General features: G+C 68.7%; 20 protein-coding genes. 12 read left to right on the forward strand and 8 right to left on the reverse strand.

Features of this window, described 5'->3' with window-relative positions; genetic code table 11:
• Window positions 1-26 precede the first annotated feature (26 nt).
• Both AB0N61_RS07905 and AB0N61_RS07910 read left to right on the forward strand, forming a co-directional pair.
• A complete protein-coding gene (locus AB0N61_RS07905) occupies window positions 27-1,004 on the forward strand; it encodes a zinc-binding dehydrogenase (protein WP_363362948.1) in 978 nt (325 codons plus the stop codon).
• A gap of 54 nt (window positions 1,005-1,058) precedes the next feature.
• The gene (locus AB0N61_RS07910; protein WP_363362949.1) at window positions 1,059-1,460 is read left to right on the forward strand and encodes a RidA family protein; all 402 of its coding nucleotides are present in this window, start codon (window positions 1,059-1,061) and stop codon (window positions 1,458-1,460) included.
• Window positions 1,461-1,479: 19 nt separating this feature from the next.
• Here the strand turns inward: AB0N61_RS07910 and AB0N61_RS07915 are convergent, their stop codons facing one another.
• The 5 genes from AB0N61_RS07915 to AB0N61_RS07935 form a co-directional block, all read right to left on the reverse strand.
• The gene (locus AB0N61_RS07915; RefSeq protein WP_363362951.1) at window positions 1,480-2,556 is read right to left on the reverse strand and encodes a DNA polymerase IV; all 1,077 of its coding nucleotides are present in this window, start codon (window positions 2,554-2,556) and stop codon (window positions 1,480-1,482) included.
• Window positions 2,557-2,620: 64 nt separating this feature from the next.
• The gene (locus AB0N61_RS07920) at window positions 2,621-3,013 is read right to left on the reverse strand and encodes a DUF1304 domain-containing protein (RefSeq protein WP_363362953.1); all 393 of its coding nucleotides are present in this window, start codon (window positions 3,011-3,013) and stop codon (window positions 2,621-2,623) included.
• Between the two features lie 28 nt (window positions 3,014-3,041).
• Window positions 3,042-3,896, reverse strand: a complete 855-nt coding sequence (locus AB0N61_RS07925; RefSeq protein WP_363362955.1) for a CPBP family intramembrane glutamic endopeptidase — start codon at window positions 3,894-3,896, stop codon at window positions 3,042-3,044.
• Window positions 3,893-4,618, reverse strand: coding sequence for a tRNA (guanosine(46)-N7)-methyltransferase TrmB (trmB, locus tag AB0N61_RS07930; protein ID WP_167944809.1), 726 nt, complete (start codon window positions 4,616-4,618; stop codon window positions 3,893-3,895). Before trmB ends, AB0N61_RS07925 begins: the two co-directional genes overlap by 4 nt.
• Window positions 4,619-4,661: 43 nt before the next feature.
• Complete coding sequence (locus AB0N61_RS07935; RefSeq protein ID WP_363362957.1) at window positions 4,662-5,501, reverse strand: DUF3097 domain-containing protein; 840 nt, start codon at window positions 5,499-5,501, stop codon at window positions 4,662-4,664.
• 122 nt (window positions 5,502-5,623) lie between these two features.
• Between AB0N61_RS07935 and AB0N61_RS07940 the strand changes: the two genes are divergently transcribed.
• From AB0N61_RS07940 to AB0N61_RS07955, 4 genes are all read left to right on the forward strand, one after another.
• Complete coding sequence (locus AB0N61_RS07940) at window positions 5,624-7,666, forward strand: TPM domain-containing protein (protein WP_363362958.1); 2,043 nt, start codon at window positions 5,624-5,626, stop codon at window positions 7,664-7,666.
• A 55-nt stretch (window positions 7,667-7,721) separates the two neighbouring features.
• On the forward strand, window positions 7,722-8,465 hold the full coding sequence (locus AB0N61_RS07945) for a PspA/IM30 family protein (protein WP_053095704.1): 744 nt from the start codon (window positions 7,722-7,724) through the stop codon (window positions 8,463-8,465).
• A 67-nt stretch (window positions 8,466-8,532) separates the two neighbouring features.
• On the forward strand, window positions 8,533-9,336 hold the full coding sequence (locus tag AB0N61_RS07950; protein ID WP_363362960.1) for an arginase family protein: 804 nt from the start codon (window positions 8,533-8,535) through the stop codon (window positions 9,334-9,336).
• A complete protein-coding gene (locus AB0N61_RS07955; protein ID WP_363362962.1) occupies window positions 9,333-9,779 on the forward strand; it encodes a Fe-S oxidoreductase in 447 nt (148 codons plus the stop codon). Before AB0N61_RS07950 ends, AB0N61_RS07955 begins: the two co-directional genes overlap by 4 nt.
• Before the next feature lie 13 nt (window positions 9,780-9,792).
• On the opposite strand, the gene AB0N61_RS07960 is transcribed toward AB0N61_RS07955, so the two are convergent.
• The 3 genes from AB0N61_RS07960 to AB0N61_RS07970 are packed head-to-tail and all read right to left on the reverse strand — an operon-like array spanning window position 9,793 to window position 11,492.
• Window positions 9,793-10,263, reverse strand: a complete 471-nt coding sequence (locus AB0N61_RS07960; protein WP_363362963.1) for an SIP domain-containing protein — start codon at window positions 10,261-10,263, stop codon at window positions 9,793-9,795.
• Between the two features lie 33 nt (window positions 10,264-10,296).
• Window positions 10,297-11,019, reverse strand: coding sequence for a tyrosine-protein phosphatase (locus AB0N61_RS07965; protein WP_363362964.1), 723 nt, complete (start codon window positions 11,017-11,019; stop codon window positions 10,297-10,299).
• Window positions 11,016-11,492 (reverse strand): carboxymuconolactone decarboxylase family protein, encoded by a 477-nt coding sequence (locus AB0N61_RS07970; protein WP_167944824.1) that lies wholly within the window; start codon window positions 11,490-11,492, stop codon window positions 11,016-11,018. Before AB0N61_RS07970 ends, AB0N61_RS07965 begins: the two co-directional genes overlap by 4 nt.
• Before the next feature lie 171 nt (window positions 11,493-11,663).
• Here AB0N61_RS07970 and AB0N61_RS07975 point away from each other — a divergent pair, with 171 nt between their 5' ends.
• From AB0N61_RS07975 to AB0N61_RS08000, 6 genes are all read left to right on the forward strand, one after another.
• Window positions 11,664-12,590, forward strand: coding sequence for an alpha/beta hydrolase (locus tag AB0N61_RS07975; RefSeq protein ID WP_363362966.1), 927 nt, complete (start codon window positions 11,664-11,666; stop codon window positions 12,588-12,590).
• A 93-nt stretch (window positions 12,591-12,683) separates the two neighbouring features.
• Window positions 12,684-14,204, forward strand: a complete 1,521-nt coding sequence (locus tag AB0N61_RS07980) for an ABC transporter substrate-binding protein (RefSeq protein ID WP_363362968.1) — start codon at window positions 12,684-12,686, stop codon at window positions 14,202-14,204.
• Window positions 14,205-14,217: 13 nt separating this feature from the next.
• The gene (locus tag AB0N61_RS07985; protein ID WP_363362970.1) at window positions 14,218-15,165 is read left to right on the forward strand and encodes an ABC transporter permease; all 948 of its coding nucleotides are present in this window, start codon (window positions 14,218-14,220) and stop codon (window positions 15,163-15,165) included.
• The gene (locus tag AB0N61_RS07990; RefSeq protein WP_363362973.1) at window positions 15,165-16,031 is read left to right on the forward strand and encodes an ABC transporter permease; all 867 of its coding nucleotides are present in this window, start codon (window positions 15,165-15,167) and stop codon (window positions 16,029-16,031) included. The genes AB0N61_RS07985 and AB0N61_RS07990 overlap by 1 nt, the downstream gene beginning before the upstream one ends.
• Window positions 16,028-16,819, forward strand: a complete 792-nt coding sequence (locus AB0N61_RS07995) for an ABC transporter ATP-binding protein (RefSeq protein ID WP_363362975.1) — start codon at window positions 16,028-16,030, stop codon at window positions 16,817-16,819. The genes AB0N61_RS07990 and AB0N61_RS07995 overlap by 4 nt, the downstream gene beginning before the upstream one ends.
• Entirely contained in the window at window positions 16,816-17,610 is a 795-nt protein-coding gene (locus AB0N61_RS08000; protein ID WP_363362976.1) for an ABC transporter ATP-binding protein, read from the forward strand. The genes AB0N61_RS07995 and AB0N61_RS08000 overlap by 4 nt, the downstream gene beginning before the upstream one ends.
• Window positions 17,611-17,615 lie beyond the last annotated feature (5 nt).

The following is a 17,615-nucleotide window of genomic DNA, read 5'->3' on the forward strand; positions in this document are numbered from 1 at the left end:
CCACACCGATCCCACAAGGAGACATCATGCGCGCACTCACCCACGACACCTTCGGCGAACCCGAGCAGGTCCTCACCGTCTCGGAGCGCCCGACGCCCGAGCCCGGACCAGGGCAGGTGCGGCTCAAGATCGTCCTGTCGCCGATCCACAACCACGACCTGTGGACCATCCGGGGCACCTACGGCTTCAAGCCGGAGCTCCCGGCAGCATCGGGAACCGAGGCTCTGGGCATCGTGGATGCGCTCGGCGCGGGCGTCGATAGCCTCTCCGTGGGTCAGCGGGTCGCGACCGGCGGCACCTTCGGAGCCTGGGCGGAGTACGTCGTGGCGAACGCCGCAGGGCTCATCCCGGTGCCGGAATCGCTCAGCGACGAGAGCGCGGCACAGCTCGTCTCGATGCCTTTCAGCACCATCAGCCTCCTGCAGTTCCTCGGCGCCGAGAAGGGCGACTGGATCGTCCAGAACGCCGCGAACGGCGCCGTCGGGCGCATGCTCGCGCAGCTCGGCGCCGCGCGCGGGGTGAACGTCATCGGGCTCGTCCGCCGCTCGGCGGGAGTCGACGAGCTGCGCGAGCAGGGCATCGAGAACGTGGTCTCGACGGACGCGGACGACTGGCGTGAGCAGGTCGCCGAGATCACCGCGGGAGCTCATATCGCCTTCGGCATCGACTCGGTGGGCGGCTCGTCCGCCGGCGATGTGCTGTCGCTCCTCGGCGAGGGCGGCACTCTCGTCGCGTTCGGCGCCATGAACTCCCCCACCATGGAGATCGCCTCCGGCGACGTCATCTTCAAGCAGGCCACCGTCAAGGGCTTCTGGGGCAGCAAGGTCATCCAGACGATGGATGCCGGCACACGCGGCGCCCTCTTCGCCGAACTGATCCAGCGGGTCAGCGACGGCACCCTGACCCTGCCCGTCGCCGGGGTCTTCGATGCGGCGGACGCCGCCGAGGCCGTGCGCGCGAGCAACACCGCTGGCCGCGTGGGCAAGGTGCTCCTGCAGTTCTGAGGTCCGAGAGCACCCGGCTGCGGCGATGTCGGCGGCCGGGTGCACACTCGACAGATGGAGATCATACTCGCACAGCCGGCGGGACTCGTCGTGAGCCCCGCCTTCAGTCACGTCGCCGTCGTCCCGCCCGGGGCCACGACGATCCACGTCGGCGGCCAGAACGGCGTCGACGAGACGGGCGCGCTCGTCTCGACGGACGCCGCCGAGCAGTCCCTCCGAGCGGTCCAGAACGCTCGCATCGCCCTCGAGTCAGCGGGCGCGAGCCTCGATGACGTCATCAGCTGGACGATCTACATCCACGAGGATGCCGATCTTCGCGCCGCGTACGGTGCCGTCGCAGCGACACTCGCCCGCGACGGCGCTCCTCCGCTCGTGACCGCGGCCCTCGTGTCCGGCCTCGGCGTTCCCGGAGCGCTGATCGAGGTGAGCGCGATCGCCGCCGTCATCCGCGAATGACGGCATCAGGCCCGCCCACTCAGATCCTTCCGCGCACGGGCGTCCGCTCGATCGAGTCGCCCCCGGCGGGCATCGTCATCTCGGCGCGGACGCCGAGCAGCCGCACTTCGCGGTCCTGATCGAGCGTGGCGCCGAGGGCCAGCGCCGCGGCGACCACTGCGGCGCGATCGGTCGTGGGCTCGGGCAGCTTGCGCCCGAAGGTCTTCGTCTCGAAGGGCGCATATCGCACCTTCAGGTGCACGCGCACGACCGGTCGCCCCTCGGCGGCGCAGTCGTCGAAAGCCTGCCTCGCCAGGTCGGTCAGTGCCGCCTCGACCTCTACGGCGGTGGTGAGGTTCTGCTGGTACGTCGTCTCCCGGCTGTGACTGCGCGCCACCCACGGAGTGCTGTCGACGACGGTCGGCCCGAGACCAGACCCGAGACCGTGATACCAGACGCCCATCCGCGGTCCGAACTCCGCGACCAGCGTCTGCTCATCCGCGTCCGCGAGCTCTCGGACGGTCGCGATGCCGTGGGCGGCCAGCCGCTTCTGAACCTTCGGTCCCACTCCCCACAGGTCCCGGGTCGGCCGGTCGCCCATCACCTCGAACCAGTTCTCCGCGGTGAGCCGGAAGACACCTCGGGGCTTGCCGAACTCGGTGGCGATCTTGGCACGCACCTTGTTGTCGCCGATCCCGACCGAGCAGTGCAGCGCCGTCGACTCGAGCACGGCGTTCTGCGCGCTGCGCGCCGTCTGCTCGGGGTCATCCGTGGTCGCGCCGAGGAAGCACTCGTCCCAGCCGATCACCTCGAGCACCACGCCGGGCATCGCGCGCAGCGTCGACATCACCTCGCTCGACGCCGCCTCGTACGCCTCGTGGTCCACCGGAAGGAAGACCGCGTTCTCAGGCGCCTTGCGGGCCGCGATCTTCAGCGGCATCCCGGAACCGATTCCGAATCTCCGCGCCTCGTACGACGCCGTCGACACGACAGCGCGCTCGGTCGGGTCGCCGCGGCCGCCCACGATCACTGGAAGGCCCTCCAGCTCGGGCCTGCGCAGCACCTCGACCGCGGCGATGAACTGGTCCATGTCGACGTGCAGCACCCAGTCGGTCATGCACCGAGTGTGCCCCGTGTCGCGCGCGATGTCACCCTCCGGCGCGATCGGAGCGTGACCGGTGTCAGCCGATCGAGACGGCGATCGCGGTCGAGATCACAGCCAGAAGCGGCAGAGTGCCCTGCATCATCGCGGCGCGCGCCTTCGTGCGATCAGAGAGGATCAGCACCAGTGCGGCAGCGAGCATCATTCCCGTGCCCGCGAAGACGAGCGTCAGTCCCACCGTCGTGAGGCCGATGATCACGAAGCCCACGCCGAGCAGCGCGGTGAGCGCGAGGAACAGGTTGTAGAAGCCCTGGTTGAACGCGAGCGCCTTGGTGGTGAGGGCGTCCGCCTCGCTCGCGACGCCGAAGATCTTCCTCGTCTCGGGTTCGGTCCACCTCAGCGATTCGAGCGCGAAGATGAAGACGTGGAAGGCGGCAGCCGCCGCGGCGAGGACGAGTCCGACGATGAGCATGATCCGATGCTATCGATCCCGGCTCGCGCTAGATCAGGAAGATCGGCAGCAGCCCTGGATTGTGGGCGTGCACCAGCACCCCGAACACCACGGCGTCGAACAGCAGGTGCACCGTGACGACGTAGGCGAGCGAGTGGGTGCGCATGAAGATGAAGCCCTGCAGGAGTGCGAACGGGATCGTCAGCAGCGGTCCCCATTCGCGGTAGCCCAGCTCCCACAGGAACGAGACGAACACGATCATCTGCAGCACGTTCGCGAGGGCGTCCGGGAAGTGTCGGCGCAGCAGCGCGAAGACGGTGCAGATGAAGAAGAGCTCATCCCAGATGCCCACCGCTCCGACGCCGACGAACAGCCGTGCGATGAGGTCGGGAGAGTCCACGACCGGCCAGTTCTGGTAGACGCCGCTGGTGATGAAGTAGAACGGCAGGATCAACCAGCCGAGCACGAGCACGGCGACCAGCCAACCCCACTGGAGTCGCCCCCATCGCCGGTGCGCGCGCCACGGGAAGCTGATCGCCCGGTCGCGGAACACGAAGCGCGACACGACATACGGCACCGCGACCGCGCCGCCCAGCGCGAGTGTGAAGCGCAGCATCGCGAGGTTGTCGAGTTCTGCGGCCAGCGGGATGACGCTCACGATGAGCATGCCGATCGCGATCAGAGAGAGGTCTCTGGTGAGCGAGGGCTGTCGACTCGTCTCGGCGGCGTCTCGCTCGACGGGCCGACCACGCTCGATCAGCCACGCGCTCGCGACGCCGAGCACGAGCAGCGCCCAGCCGAGCCACGGGATCTGCACCACGAAGAAGGCCGGCGCCGCGGCGCACACGAGCAGCGCGGAGACGACAGCCGTCGCCGTCACCGGCGTGCGCTGCGCAGCGATCACGCGCGCGACTTCCGCCGATACACGAGATCGCGGATGTCCCGCCCCTTGGCGATGCCCTTGCGCTCGAAGGCCGTCATGACCCGGCCGTCGAATCGCTCAGCCCATTCGCCGGCGAATGCGCGCTCGAACAGCGGCTCCGCGTCGAGCACCTCGCGCATCTGCAGCGCATAGTCCTCCCAGTCGGTCGCGAGCCGGAGCAGACCTCCGTCGCGAAGCGCGCGGGCGGCGGAGTCGGCGAAGCCGGGGCGGACGAGACGACGCTTGGTGTGCTTCTTCTTGTGCCACGGATCAGGGAAGAAGATCCAGACCTCGGCGGCCGCTGCCTCCGGCAGATATGACGACAGCACCTCCGGCGCGTTCGCCTCGACGACACGGACGTTGCGAGCACCTTCGCGGTCGGCGTCGAGCATGGTCCTCGCCAGACCCGCCCGGAAGACCTCGACCGCCAGGAAGTCGTCATCCGGGCGCGAGGATGCGGCGGCGACGATCGCGTGCCCCTGGCCGGATCCGATCTCGACATACAGATCCGCATCTCGCCCATATTCGGCCGCCGGATCGAGACGCGCCTCGGGGTGCACCGAGGTCCAGGCGACGTCGCGAGGCACGTCGAGGAGGTAGTGCGGTCCGAGCTCGTCGAACGCGCGCTCCTGAGCGTCTGACATCCGGCCGCTGCGGCGTACGAAAGAGACCGGTTCGTCGCGGAAGGTGCGGGGTTCGGGCATGCTTCCAGGGTAGTCGGCGGCGCTGAGGGCCACGGACCGCCGGTCAGGACGAGGGCGCGGTCACGAAGTCGATCAGCTCCTCCACCCGACCGAGGAGCGCGGGCTCGAGGTCGCGATAGGTGTGCACCTTCGACAGGATGTGCTGCCACGCGCGACCGGTGTCGGCCTGCGTCTCATACGGCCACCCGAATGCGCGGCAGATTCCGGTCTTCCAGTCCGTCCCCCGAGGGATCTCGGGCCACTTCGCGATGCCGAGGGCCCGAGGGGTGACGCACTGCCAGACGTCCACGAACGGGTGGCCGACGATCTTCACATGCCTTCCGTGCGGACCTCGGGCGACGGCCTCCGCGATGCGCGACTCCTTCGAACCCGGCACGAGGTGATCCACGAGCACCCCGTAGCGGCGCGATGCGCTGGGGGGCTCTGCGGCGAGCAGCTCGTCGAGGAGATCGACTCCCTGCAGGAACTCGACGACCACGCCCTCGACCCTCAGGTCCGCGCCCCAGACCTTCTCGACCAGTTCGGCGTCGTGCTTGCCCTCCACCAGGATCCGGCTGGGCAGTGCGACCCTGGCCCGCTGATCGGCGGCCACGAACGATCCGGATGCCGTGCGGCGCACCCCCTGCTCCTTCGCGGCGGGAACCGTGAGGCGCACGGGCGATCCGTCGATCAGGAACCCGCCTCCGAGGGGGAAGAGGCGCTTGCGCCCCACTCGATCCTCGAGTTCGACGTTGCCGCCCTGCACCCTCGTGACCGCTCCGCAGAATCCGTCCTGCGCGACTTCGACGACGAGATCGAGCTCGGCGGGCACCTGCGGCACCGGCTTGGCCGCTCGTTCTCTCCAGCCGGCAGCGAGCACATCCGATCCGTACCTGTCGTCCATGCCATCCAGCGTATGTGTCTCCGCTGAGGGCGAACGGCCATCCCCGCCCGGAAGGTGTCGCGTGTCGGCCTCTGTGCATAGACTCGTGCCATGGGGCTCGGCTGCCGGTCGGAGGGAACACGATGAAGACACGGTGGCTGACGCTGGCCGCACTGACGGCGGCGGCTGCAGCTGCGGCGTTCTCGTCGTCGGCGGCATACGCGACCGACCCCGTCACACTCGACCCGGGATACGTGACCGACGAGGCCGACGTCCTCAGCCCGAGTGAAGAGGCGGCTGTCGAGGCTCGACTGCAGACGCTCAGCGACAACTCCTCCTCAGATCTCTTCGTCGTCCTCGTCGACGACTTCACCTCGCCGACCGACAACGTCGCCTGGGCCGACACCGTCGCCGAGAACAACAATCTCGGCTCCGAGCAGTATCTGCTCGCGATCGCAGTGGACGGACGCAGCTACTACATCTCCGCCGCGCCGGACGGCCCCCTCAGCGACGCCAAGCTCGACGACGTGGAAGACAAGATCCAGGGTCTGGCCGCCCAGGAGGACTGGGAGGGCATGATCGTCCTCGCCGCCGACGAGATCGAGGGCGACGGCGGTGCCGGCGCTCTCCGCGCGGCGCTGATCGTGGTCGGGGTGATCGCAGCGGCGCTGGTCATCTGGCTGATCGTGGCCCTCGTCCGCCGCTCCCGGCGCAACGCCGCGATCCGCAGACGCGGGGCCATGCCCGAGAAGCCCGATCCGAACGATCCGTTCTCGACCCTGACGGATGAGCAGGTGCAGACACAGGCCGGCGCCGCTCTCGTGCAGGCCGACGATGCGATCACCTCCAGTCGAGAGGAGCTCGGCTTCGCGATCGCCCAGTTCGGCGACGCCGCGACCTCCGAGTTCAGCGCAGCCCTCGAGACCGCGAGGGCCAAGATGTCCGAGGCCTTCGAGCTGAAGCAGAAGCTCGACGACGAGATCGAGGACACCGTCCACGATCGCCGCGCCTGGCACATCCGCATCATCCGCCTCTGCGACGAGATCGACGATGTCCTCGACGAGAACACCGAGGCGTTCGACGCGCTCCGCAAGCTCGAACAGAACGCACCCCAGGAACTCGACCGGGTGCGCGGAGAGCGCGCCGCTCTCACTCCTCTCCTGGCCGGAGCGGCGCCCGCCCTGGCTGCGCTCTCCGCCACGTACGACGCCTCGGCTCTCAGCACGATCGCCGACAACCCCGCCCAGGCGCAGGAGAGGGCGGCCCTCGCCGACCGCTCGATAGAGGCAGCGCAGCAGGCGATCGCGGCAGGTCGCGCGGGCGAGGCGGCCTTCGCCATCCGCACGGCCGAGCAGTCGGTGGCGCAGGCGGCGCAGCTGATCGAGGCCATCACCGCGCTGGGCGCGGAACTCTCCCGCATCGAGGCCCAGGCCCAGGCCCTGGTCGCCGAGCTGCAGTCCGACATCGCCGCGGCACAGCAGCTGCCGGATGCGGGAGGCACACTCGCCGCTGTCTCGGCCGCGACGTCGCAGCAGTTGCAGCGCGCGCAGGCCGAGCTGTCGGGAACGGGTCGCAGCCCGCAGCGCGTGCTCGATGCGCTCAGCGCCGCGAACACACAGATCGACGCCGCCATCGCGGAGGGCGCGCAGGCGGTGGAACGGGCTCGACGCGCGCAGCAGCTTCTCGAACAGACGCTGACGCAGGCAGGCTCCGAGATCAGAGCTGCGCGCGAGTACATCGAGACGCGACGAGGAACAGTGGGCTCCACGGCTCGCACCAGACTGTCTCAGGCCGACGCCACGCTCACTCAGGCCCTGAGCCTGCGGTCGTCCGATCCCGAGGCCGCCCTCAGGGAGGCCGGACGTGCACTCGACCTCGCCCGACAGGCCGCTTCATCCGCTCAGGCGGACGTCGCAGCCATGGATACGAGCCGCTACGACAGCGGATGGGGCGGTGGCGGCGGGAGCATCTTCGGCAGCGGATCCGGCTCCGGCGGTTCCGGTCTCGGGGGAGACATCCTGGGCGGCATCATCGGCGGCCTGCTCTCCGGCGGCGGCGGCGGCAGATCTTCGCGCAGCAGCAGCTGGCGCTCCAGCGGCGGCGGCGGATTCCGCAGCTCCGGTTTCGGCGGCGGCGGCGGCCGTTCCAGTGGCCGCAGCGGCCGTTCGGGAGGACGACGCTTCTGAACCGCACACGTATCGACCCCAGACATCGAGTCCGACCCTCTGAAAGGAACCACGCATGACCAAGCAGTCCATCTTCGGACGTATCTCGACCCTCGTCCGCGCGAACATCAACTCGCTCCTGGATTCCGCGGAAGACCCGCAGAAGATGATCGACCAGCTCGTCCGTGACTACACGAACAGCATCGCCGATGCCGAGTCGGCCATCGCCGAGACCATCGGCAACCTGCGTCTGCTGGAGCGCGATCACGAAGAGGACGTCCAGGCGGCCACCGAGTGGGGCAACAAGGCACTCGCCGCCAGCCGCAAGGCTGACGAGATGCGTTCCACGGGCGATGCCGCCGATGCGGACAAGTTCGACAACCTCGCGAAGATCGCTCTTCAGCGCCAGATCAGCGCCGAACGCGAGGCGACCGGGGCCGAGCCTCAGATCGCCGCTCAGACGGAGATCGTCGACAAGCTCAAGTCCGGTCTCAACGGCATGAAGGACAAGCTCGGAGAGCTGAAGAACAAGCGCAGCGAGCTGCTCGCCCGCGCCAAGGTCGCCGAGGCTCAGACGAAGGTCCAGGATGCGGTCTCGTCGATCAACGTCCTCGACCCCACCAGCGAGCTCGGTCGCTTCGAAGACAAGGTCCGCCGCCAGGAGGCCCTCGCCCAGGGCAAGATCGAGCTCGCGGCCTCCAGCCTCGACGCGCAGTTCGAGAGCCTCGAAGACCTCGGTGAGCTCACCGAGGTCGAGGCTCGTCTCGCCGAGCTGAAGGCGGGCGGCTCCGCTCCTCGCCAGGCCATCGAAGGCTCCTGATACACCCGCGGGTGCCTCGGATCCTCGCATCCGAGGCACCCGCTCCTCTTTCCCCTTGGAGGCACCCGTGGTGCGTTTCCTCGTCGTCCCGCAGTGGCAGGGCTCCCCCGCCGCACGCGCGATGCTTCTCGTCGACGGCGCCTCGGCGATCGCCGGGGATCTTCCCCGCGCTGCGACCACCGCTCTGGACGTGCCGGTCGAGGCGGGCGAGTCGCTCGGAACAGGCGTCCGCCGTCTCAGCGCTCTCCTTCGCACTCGCGAGCTCGTCGCAGCCGGCATGACCTCGGACACCGTCATCATCGGCGGTGACTGCAGCGTGACGGTCGCGGCTCTGGCGGCTCTGCCCGGTGGAACCGACGACCTGGCCGTCGTGTGGTGCGATGCGCACGCTGACCTGCACACTCCCGACACGTCGCCCTCCGGAGCCTTCTCCGGCATGGCGCTCCGCGCGGTCCTCGGCGAGGGCGAGCCGCAACTCCGGCTCTCACCCGGGGTCGCGCGCGATCGAGTGGTCACGGTGGGCATGCGCAACCTCGATGACGAAGAGGTCACCGAGATCGAGGGTCTCGCCCAGCTCTCCGTCGACGATCTGGAGTCCCCCGATGCTCTCGCCGACGCGGTCGAAGCGACCGGTGCACGCCGTGTGTGGGTGCACATCGACGTCGATGTGCTCGACCCTGCGGAGATCACGGGCGTCTCCTCCCCTGCGCCGTTCGGGCTCGCACCGGCGACTCTGAGCACAGCGATCCGCGCGCTGCGGTCCCGCGTACCGCTGGCGGGCGCGACCATCGCGGGCTTCGCCCCGCGGTCACCCGCCGATGCGGTCGACGACCTCGGCGCACTCCTCCGCCTGGTCGGTGCGGTCGCATGACGTCTGACTGGCAGCCCGCGGCAGAGCTCGCACTGGCGCGCGGTCGGAGAGTCGATCGACGGATCCCTGCATTCCTCCTGCGATCGCCCATCAGCCGGATCGGCTACTGGTGGGGCACGTCCGTGGGTTGGATCTGGGGGTCGCTCTGGAGCACCGGTCCGGTCGAACGCCGAGCGGGACTGTGGGTGTTCCGGGGGATGCCGAGTTGGACGTTCAATCGAGGCGGAGTGTGCGTGGGAGGCTGCTTCCTGACGGGTGACGCTCGTCCGAGCGACGCCGTTCTGCGGCACGAAGCCGTGCACAAAGCACAATGGCTCCGCTACGGGTTTCTCCTCCCGGTGCTCTACCTCTTCGCCGGCAGGAATCCGCTGCGCAATCGCTTCGAGATCGAGGCCGGCCTGGAAGACGGCAACTACGTCCGACGCAGCAGGGTGCAGCCGTAGATCTCCGAGGTGCTCAGCGGTCGGCGGGCAGCAGCCCGAACCGCTCGGGAGCGTGGATCTGAGCAGGCTCGACGTCGAGGGCGCCCGTCAGGTGCTCGACGATGTCCGCCGTGCCGAGGAACCCGCCCAGAAGGGTGACGTGGGTCTCGAGCTGGTCGTCGCAGAGCATCTCATCGGCCCATGCGCAGGTCGCTCGAGCGAGCGCCTCACCGGGAGCGCACGAGCGACCGGTCCCCGGTGCACCCGAGCGCTGCGATCGAGCGAGCCAGGTGACCGTCATGCGCCCAGGGGCTTCGATGACGCCGATGTCGGACGCGTCGGCGACCTCGACGAAAATCCGACCCGACGCACACAGCGGCAGCGTGGCGAGGAAGACCTCGAGCTCGGTGAGCGAGTGCTCGTCAGCCGTCACCAGGTGGTGAGCACGGCGACGTGCGGCGCGGCGCTCCGCTCGCGTGCTGCGGGTCTCGACGAAGGTCTCCATGATGCATTCATCATACAGCACATGAAGGGTTGCCTAACCTTGCTCAGAGTCCTCTTCCACCAGCGCCTCTCGAAGGGCGACGAGCTCGTGATCCGTCATGCCGTTCGCACGCAGGTAGCCGGCAGCCGAGCCCCATCGCTCGTCGATCTGCGCGAGCAGCGCCCTCATCACGTGGGCCGGCGACTGAGTCGCCAATGCCACGGCGTGCACGGCCTGCGGATGCTGTGACCTGAGGTAGGCGGCGATGCGCCGGGAGCGCTCGGCGGGAAGCAGCGACTCCGTGAGCGCGTAGTCCGCGACGATCGCCTCGCGGTCGGCGCCCACTGCGGCGAGGGCGAGAGCGACGGTCACGCCGGTCCGGTCCTTGCCGACCGTGCAGTGGATGAGGGTCGGCTCCCCCTCGGCGATGATGCGGATCGCGGCGACGAGCCGATCGCCGCTCTCCTCCAGGAGGTGCAGATAGAGATCTTCGAGACTGGTGTCCGACTCGAAGAACGACCGCACGGATCCGAGGAACAGCGGCAGATGTGTGGTGTCAGGGCCCTCGATCTCGGTCGGCTCAGCGGCGACCTCTTCGCCGTCGCGGAGATCGACGATGTGCGCGACTCGGCGACGCACCTCGTTCACCCCGGCCGTGGTCGCCGCCGAAAGCTGCCCGGACCTCAGCAGCACTCCCGCACGGATCCGCCCGCCGTCCGCCGGGATGCCTCCGACATCACGGAAGTTGTTGACCCCGTCGACCTCGAGAACGCTCATGCCTGCGCCTGCGGGGCGCGCGGTGGAACGGGGTACCGTCCGGCGATCACGACGCGGTTGAAGGCGTTGATCGAGATGCACGCCCAGCTCAGCGCCGCGTACTCCTTCTCGGTGAAGACTCCGCCGACCCGGTCGTACACCTCATCGGAGATCCCCTCCTCGGAGATGAACGTGAATGCCTCCGCGAGTTCGAGCGCGGCCTCCTCGCGGTCGCTGAAGACGTTGCTCTCACGCCACGTCGCGATCTGCATGAGCGTGTCGGTGTCGATTCCCGCCTTGAGCGCGCGATCCACGTGCAGACGCGTGCAGTAGCTGCACCCGTTGAGCTGCGACGAGTGGATCATCACGATCTCCTTGAGCCGATCATCGATGCCGTTCGCCGCGCAGATGTCTCCGACGGTGCGGGCGAAGGCGTCGAGCGCCTGGTAGGCCGCGGGCTCGGTCTTTGAGAGGTGCACTCGGGTCTCGCTCATGGCTCAATGATATTCCGTTGTGCACTCAACCCGGCGGCCCGGCCTGCAGAAGGCAGAATGCACAGTGCGAAGCTCTAAATCTCGTAATGCAACATTTCGACCAACCGACTGGTCGTACGCCTAGGCACATTGCTCGCGCATTTCCCCGACACCTCTAGAGCAGAGCAGAATATGCACGTGGCGACCGACACCAGCGAGTTCAGCTATCTTCCGACGCAGGCGCAGGCGATGGGCGTCCCCGAGCCTTCCGTCCGACGCGTGACCCTTCCCCTTCCGGACGGGCGCCAGGTGAGTGCACTCCGATTCGGAGACGAGGCACCTCGGGTGACATTGCTGCACGGTGCCGGGCTCAACGCGCACACCTGGGACACCACCGTGCTCGCACTCCAGCAGCCGGTGCTCGCGATCGACCTCGCCGGGCACGGCGATTCGTCGTGGCGCGATGACCTCGACTACACCCCCCGCACGCTCGCGCTGGACGTCGCGGCGGCGCTCGACGCCTGGACGGAGACGCCGCAGCTGATCGTGGGCCAATCCCTCGGCGGCCTCACCGGCGCCGCTCTCGCCGCGGCCCGCCCCGACCTCGTCGCAGAGCTGATCGTGGTCGACATCACCCCGGGCATCGACACGACGGCCGGGCCCGCCGCCCTGCGTGAGTTCTACGCGGGCCCGACGGATTTCGAGACGCGCGATGAGCTCGTGGACCGCGCGATCTCGTTCGGATTCGGGGGCGCCAGGGCCGACACCGAACGAGGCGTCTTCCTGAACACGCGCGTGCGGCCCGACGGCCGCATCGAGTGGAAGCATCACTTCGCGCACCTCGCCGCGCAGACCCTCGATGCACACCACCGCGGCGACGCGACGGCGCCGTCCGCACTCCACAGCACCGGATGGCAAGACCTCTCGCAGGCATCGGCGCCCGTGACACTCGTCCGTGCCATCGACGGCTTCGTCACCGCAGCCGACGCGCAGGAGTTCGCCGAGCGTCTGCCCCACTCTCGCGTCAGCGCCGTCCAGGCCACCCACAATGTTCAGGAGACGGCGCCCGGGGAATTGGCGGCGATGATCACCGCCTCCCTCCCCCCGCAGGGAATGTGACGTTTCGTTCCACATTCCGCCCTCACCCACCCGACACATCCCTAGGCTCGATTCACCGGCACACAGCAACTGCCGCTCCGAGAGGAAACACCCATGCTCCGACGTACGCGACGACTCGCGCTGATCTCCGCCCTCGCTGCGAGCGCCATCGTGCTCACCGCCTGCTCCGGTGCCGCAGAGCCCGAGACCACGACGCCGGTCGGGGATCCCGATCCGGACGCGACGCTCCAGGTCGGACTCGTGCTCGAGCCCACCAACCTCGACATCCGTCACACCAGCGGCGCAGCGCTCGAGCAGATCCTGATCGACAACATCTACGAGGGCCTCGTCAGCCGCACGCAGGAGAACGAGATCGTGCCTCGACTCGCCTCGGACTACGAGGTCTCGGCAGACGGACTCACTTACACCTTCACCCTCAACGAGGGAATCACTTTCCACAGCGGAACGGCGCTCACCTCGGCCGATGTCGTCGCCTCGTACGAGGCCGTGCGCACGGACGCGACCCTGCAGGGCAACGCGGAGTTCGCAGCCGTGGGGTCGATCACGGCACCCGACCCCACCACCGTGCAGATCGTGCTGACGGAGCCCAACCAGAACTTCCTGTTCTCACTCACCGGGCCTGCCGGTCTCGTCTTCCAGACCGGCGACACCACGGATCTGAAGACAGCCGAGAACGGCACCGGACCGTTCACCCTGACGCGATGGAACAAGGGCAGCGCCATCACGTTCGCCCGCAACGACAGCTACTGGGGCGAGCCTGCAGGAGTCGCCGAGGTCGAGTTCCAGTACATTCCCGACTTCACGGCGGGCGTGAACACCGCTCTGGACGGCGGTGTGCAGGTGCTCACCGCCGTGGACCCCAACCTCGCTCCGCAGCTCGAGGACTCGGGCGACTTCTCGCTCACGACGGGCCGCACCACCGACAAGGCGACGCTCGCCTTCAACAACGCCAAGGCTCCGCTCGACGACGTGCGCGTGCGCGAGGCGCTGCGCCTGGCGATCGATCACGAGGCGCTCGTCGAGGCGGTCGGCTCGGGCTCGACCCTCTACGGCCCCATCCCCGAGCTCGACCCCGGATACGAGGATCTCTCGGATGTCATCTCGTACGACCCCGAGAAGGCGAAGGAGCTGCTGACAGAGGCCGGCCAGGAGGATCTGGAGCTCACCCTGACGATTCCGAGCTTCTACGGGACGACGGTCCCGAAGGTGCTGATCTCCGACTTCCAGAAGGTCGGCGTGACCCTCGACGTCGATTCCGTCGAGTTCCCGACCTGGTTGGAAGACGTCTACACCAACCACGACTACGACCTCAGCTTCGTGCTGCACGTCGAGCCGCGCGACTTCGGCAACTTCGCGAACCCGGACTATTACTTCGGCTACGACAACGCCGAGGTTCAGGGTCTCTACGCCGAGGCCCTGTCCGAGGTCGACCCCGACAAGTCGGCTGATCTGCTCGCCGAGGCCGCGCGGATCGTCTCCGAGGACCACGCGGCCGACTGGCTCTACAACGGTGCGACGATCACGGCCGTGAGCCCGCTCGTGACCGGATTCCCCGAGGACTCGATCAACTCGCGCATCAACCTCGCCGGCGTCACCGTGGCGACCGAGAAGTGATGACGCGCCGGTCGTGATCCGCTATGCGCTCATGCGAGGAGTCCTGCTGATCGCAGGGCTCCTCGTGTCGAGTGCGCTGATCTTCCTGACCCTGCGGGTCTTCCCCGGCGATGTCGCGCAGCTGATCGCAGGCACACAGGCCTCTCCCGCCGAGGTCGAGGCGCTCCGCGAGTCCCTCGGCCTCAACCGCCCTCTGCCGGCGCAGTACGCCGAGTGGATCGGGGGGATCTTCCGCGGCGATCTCGGCACGTCTCTCCTCTCTGGCGCGTCCGTCGGCGAGGAGCTGCTCGAGAAGGCGCAGGTGACGGTCCCCCTCGGCATCCTCTCCCTTCTCATCGCCGTGCTCATCGCGGTGCCGTTCGGCGTGCTCGCCGCGTTGGGTCGCGGCAGCCGCGGAGGCACGGCTCTGAGCGTCGGCGCACAGGCCCTGGCCGCGGTTCCGGTCGTGTGGGCCGGGATGATGCTCATCGTCGTGTTCTCGGTCTGGCTCGGGTGGCTGCCGCCACAGGGATTCCCGCGCACCGGCTGGAGCACACCCGGCAAGGCGATCGAGTCGCTCCTGCTGCCCGCCCTCACCATCGGCATCGTCGAGGGCGCGATGCTCATGCGGTTCGTGCGCAGCGCCACGCTGCAGGCTGCGGGGCAGGACTTCGTCCGCACGGCCGCGGCCAAGGGACTCACGCGCACCCGCGCGCTCATCTCGCACGGCATCCCGGCCGTCGGCCTGTCGATCATCACGGTGCTGGGGCTGCAGATCGCCGGGATCATCGTCGGGTCGGTGGTCATCGAGCAGCTGTTCACCCTTCCCGGAATCGGACGCATGCTCGTGGCGGACGTCGGCACCCGCGACCTCGTCAAGGTGCAGAGCGAGCTCCTCGTCCTCACCGGATTCGTGCTCGTGGTCGGATTCCTCGTCGATCTGACCCACCGGGCGATCGACCCCCGGCAGAGGGAGGCGTGATGCCCGGCTGGATTTCGAGGGTGTGGCGCACCGCGACCGGTCGATTCGGCCTGGTCGTCGTCGCCGTCGTCGCTCTCGCCGCACTCGTGTCGCTGTTCTGGACGCCGTTCGACCCGCAGGAATCCGATCTGGGGGCTCGCTGGGAAGTACCGGGCTGGCCGCACCTGCTCGGCACCGACGACACGGGACGTGACATCCTCAGCCTGCTCATGGCCGGATCGCGGACGACGGTCTTCGTGAGCGTCGGCTCCGGTATCGTCGCGACCCTCGTCGGCATCGCCCTCGCCGCCCTCGGTGCGCTCACGGCCCGCTGGGCGCGCGAGACGATCGCCGTGCTCGTCGACATCCTGATCGCCTTTCCCGTGCTGATCATCGCCATGATGATCTCCTCGGTGTGGGGCGGCTCGCTGTGGGTGGTGATCTGGTCGGTGGGCATCGGCTTCGGCGTCAACATCGCGCGGGTCACCCGACCGGAGCTCCGCCGGGTGCAGCAGAGCGACTTCGTGCTCGCCGCGCGAGCGTCCGGCCTCACCACCGCGCAGAGCCTCATGCGCCACCTGCTGCCCAACGTCGCCCCCGTGTTCATCGTGCAGCTCTCGTGGTCGATGGCGGTCGCCGTGCTCGCCGAGGCGGGGCTGTCGTACCTCGGCTTCGGAGCATCGGTGGTGGAGCCGAGCTGGGGCCTGCTGCTCGCCGACCTCCAGCGCTACATCGGCGTGCATCCCCTGTCGGTCATCTGGCCGGGCCTCGCGATCACGATCACCGTGCTCGCGCTCAACCTTCTGGGCGACGGTCTGCGCGAGGCCACCGATCCGACGCTGCGCCATCGCGCCGCCGAGACACACACCCCGGCGGTGATCGCATGAGCCTCGAAGTGACCGACCTCGTCGTCCGCATCGACGGCCGCCCCGTGGTCGATGGCGTGTCGTTCGACGTGCCGGACGGATCGCGTCTCGGTCTGATCGGCGAATCGGGCTCCGGAAAGTCGCTGACAGCCCTGGCTGTTCTCGGTCTGCTCCCCGAGGGCGCGGTCGCCGACGGCAGCATCCGGTGGAACGGCACCGAACTGATCGGGATGCCCGATCGCGAACTCGCACGCCTGCGCGGTGACGAGATCGGGATCGTCTTCCAAGAGCCCCGCACCGCCCTGAACCCGATCCGCACAGTCGGCCGGCAGATCGCCGAATCGATCCGCATCCACGAGGGCATCGGTCGGCGGGAGGCCCGCGAGCGAGCGATCCAGGAGGCGGCTCGTGTGCGCCTGCCCGACCCTGCGTCCATCGTCGACCGCTATCCTCATCAGCTGTCGGGCGGCCAGAGGCAGCGGGTGGCGATCGCGATGGCGCTCGCGTGTCGGCCGCGCCTGCTGATCGCCGATGAGCCGACCACCGCTCTCGATGTGACGATCCAGGCCGAGGTCCTCACTCTGCTGCTGAACCTCGTCGAGGAGCAGGGCATGTCCCTCGTGTTCATCACGCATGACCTCGCCGTGCTCGCGCAGGTCGCCGACCAGGGGGTGGTCCTCGAACACGGACACGTGGTCGAAGCGGCTCCTGTGAGCACGCTCCTCACCGCCCCGGCGTCCCCGATCACTCAGGGGCTTCTCCGCGATGCGACCGCGACCCTCTGGCGCCCTGAGGGAGGCACACGATGAGCCTGATCGAGGCGCGGGCGCTGCGGCGCGACTTCGTCATCCCGAAGCGAACCCCCTTCGAGCCCACGCGCAGACAGACCGCCTTGGCGCCGACCGACCTCGACATCGTCGAAGGGTCGTCCGTCGGGATCATCGGCGAATCCGGGTCCGGCAAGTCCACGCTGATCAGACTCCTTCTGGGACTCGACCGACCGACATCGGGCACGGTCGCCGTCGATGGAAGGGCTGTGGACGCATCCGCATCCGCCCGTTCCCTGCACTGGCTGCGTCGTCAGACAGGGCTGGTGTTCCAGGACCCGTATGCGTCGCTGGACCCCCGCATGACCGCCGGCCAGATCATCCGCGAGCCGCTGTGGGCACTCGGCATCGAGGGAGACCACCGCGCGCGCGTGCGCGAGGTGCTCGCACAGGTCGGCCTCGAGCCCGACATGGGCGATCGCTACCCGCACGAGTTCTCGGGCGGGCAGCGGCAGCGGATCGCATTGGCGCGAGCCATCGTGCACCGGCCCCGCATCCTCGTCGGCGACGAGCCCCTGTCCGCTCTGGACGTGACCGTGCGAGCTCAGATCCTGGAACTCCTGGTCGAACTGCGGCGCAGCGCCGACCTCACGCTCGTCCTGGTGTCCCACGACATCGGCGTCGTGCAGAACCTCTGCGACACCGTGGTCGTGATGAAGGACGGCGAGATCGTCGAGCGGGGGTCCACCGCAGAGGTGCTCCTGCGCCCGACGCACGACTACACGAAGACCCTTCTCGCGGCGATCCCTGTGATCCCCGCTCCCCCGTCGTGAGCGTG

The organism is Microbacterium sp. NPDC089320, assembly GCF_040684875.1.
Classification (GTDB): domain Bacteria; phylum Actinomycetota; class Actinomycetes; order Actinomycetales; family Microbacteriaceae; genus Microbacterium.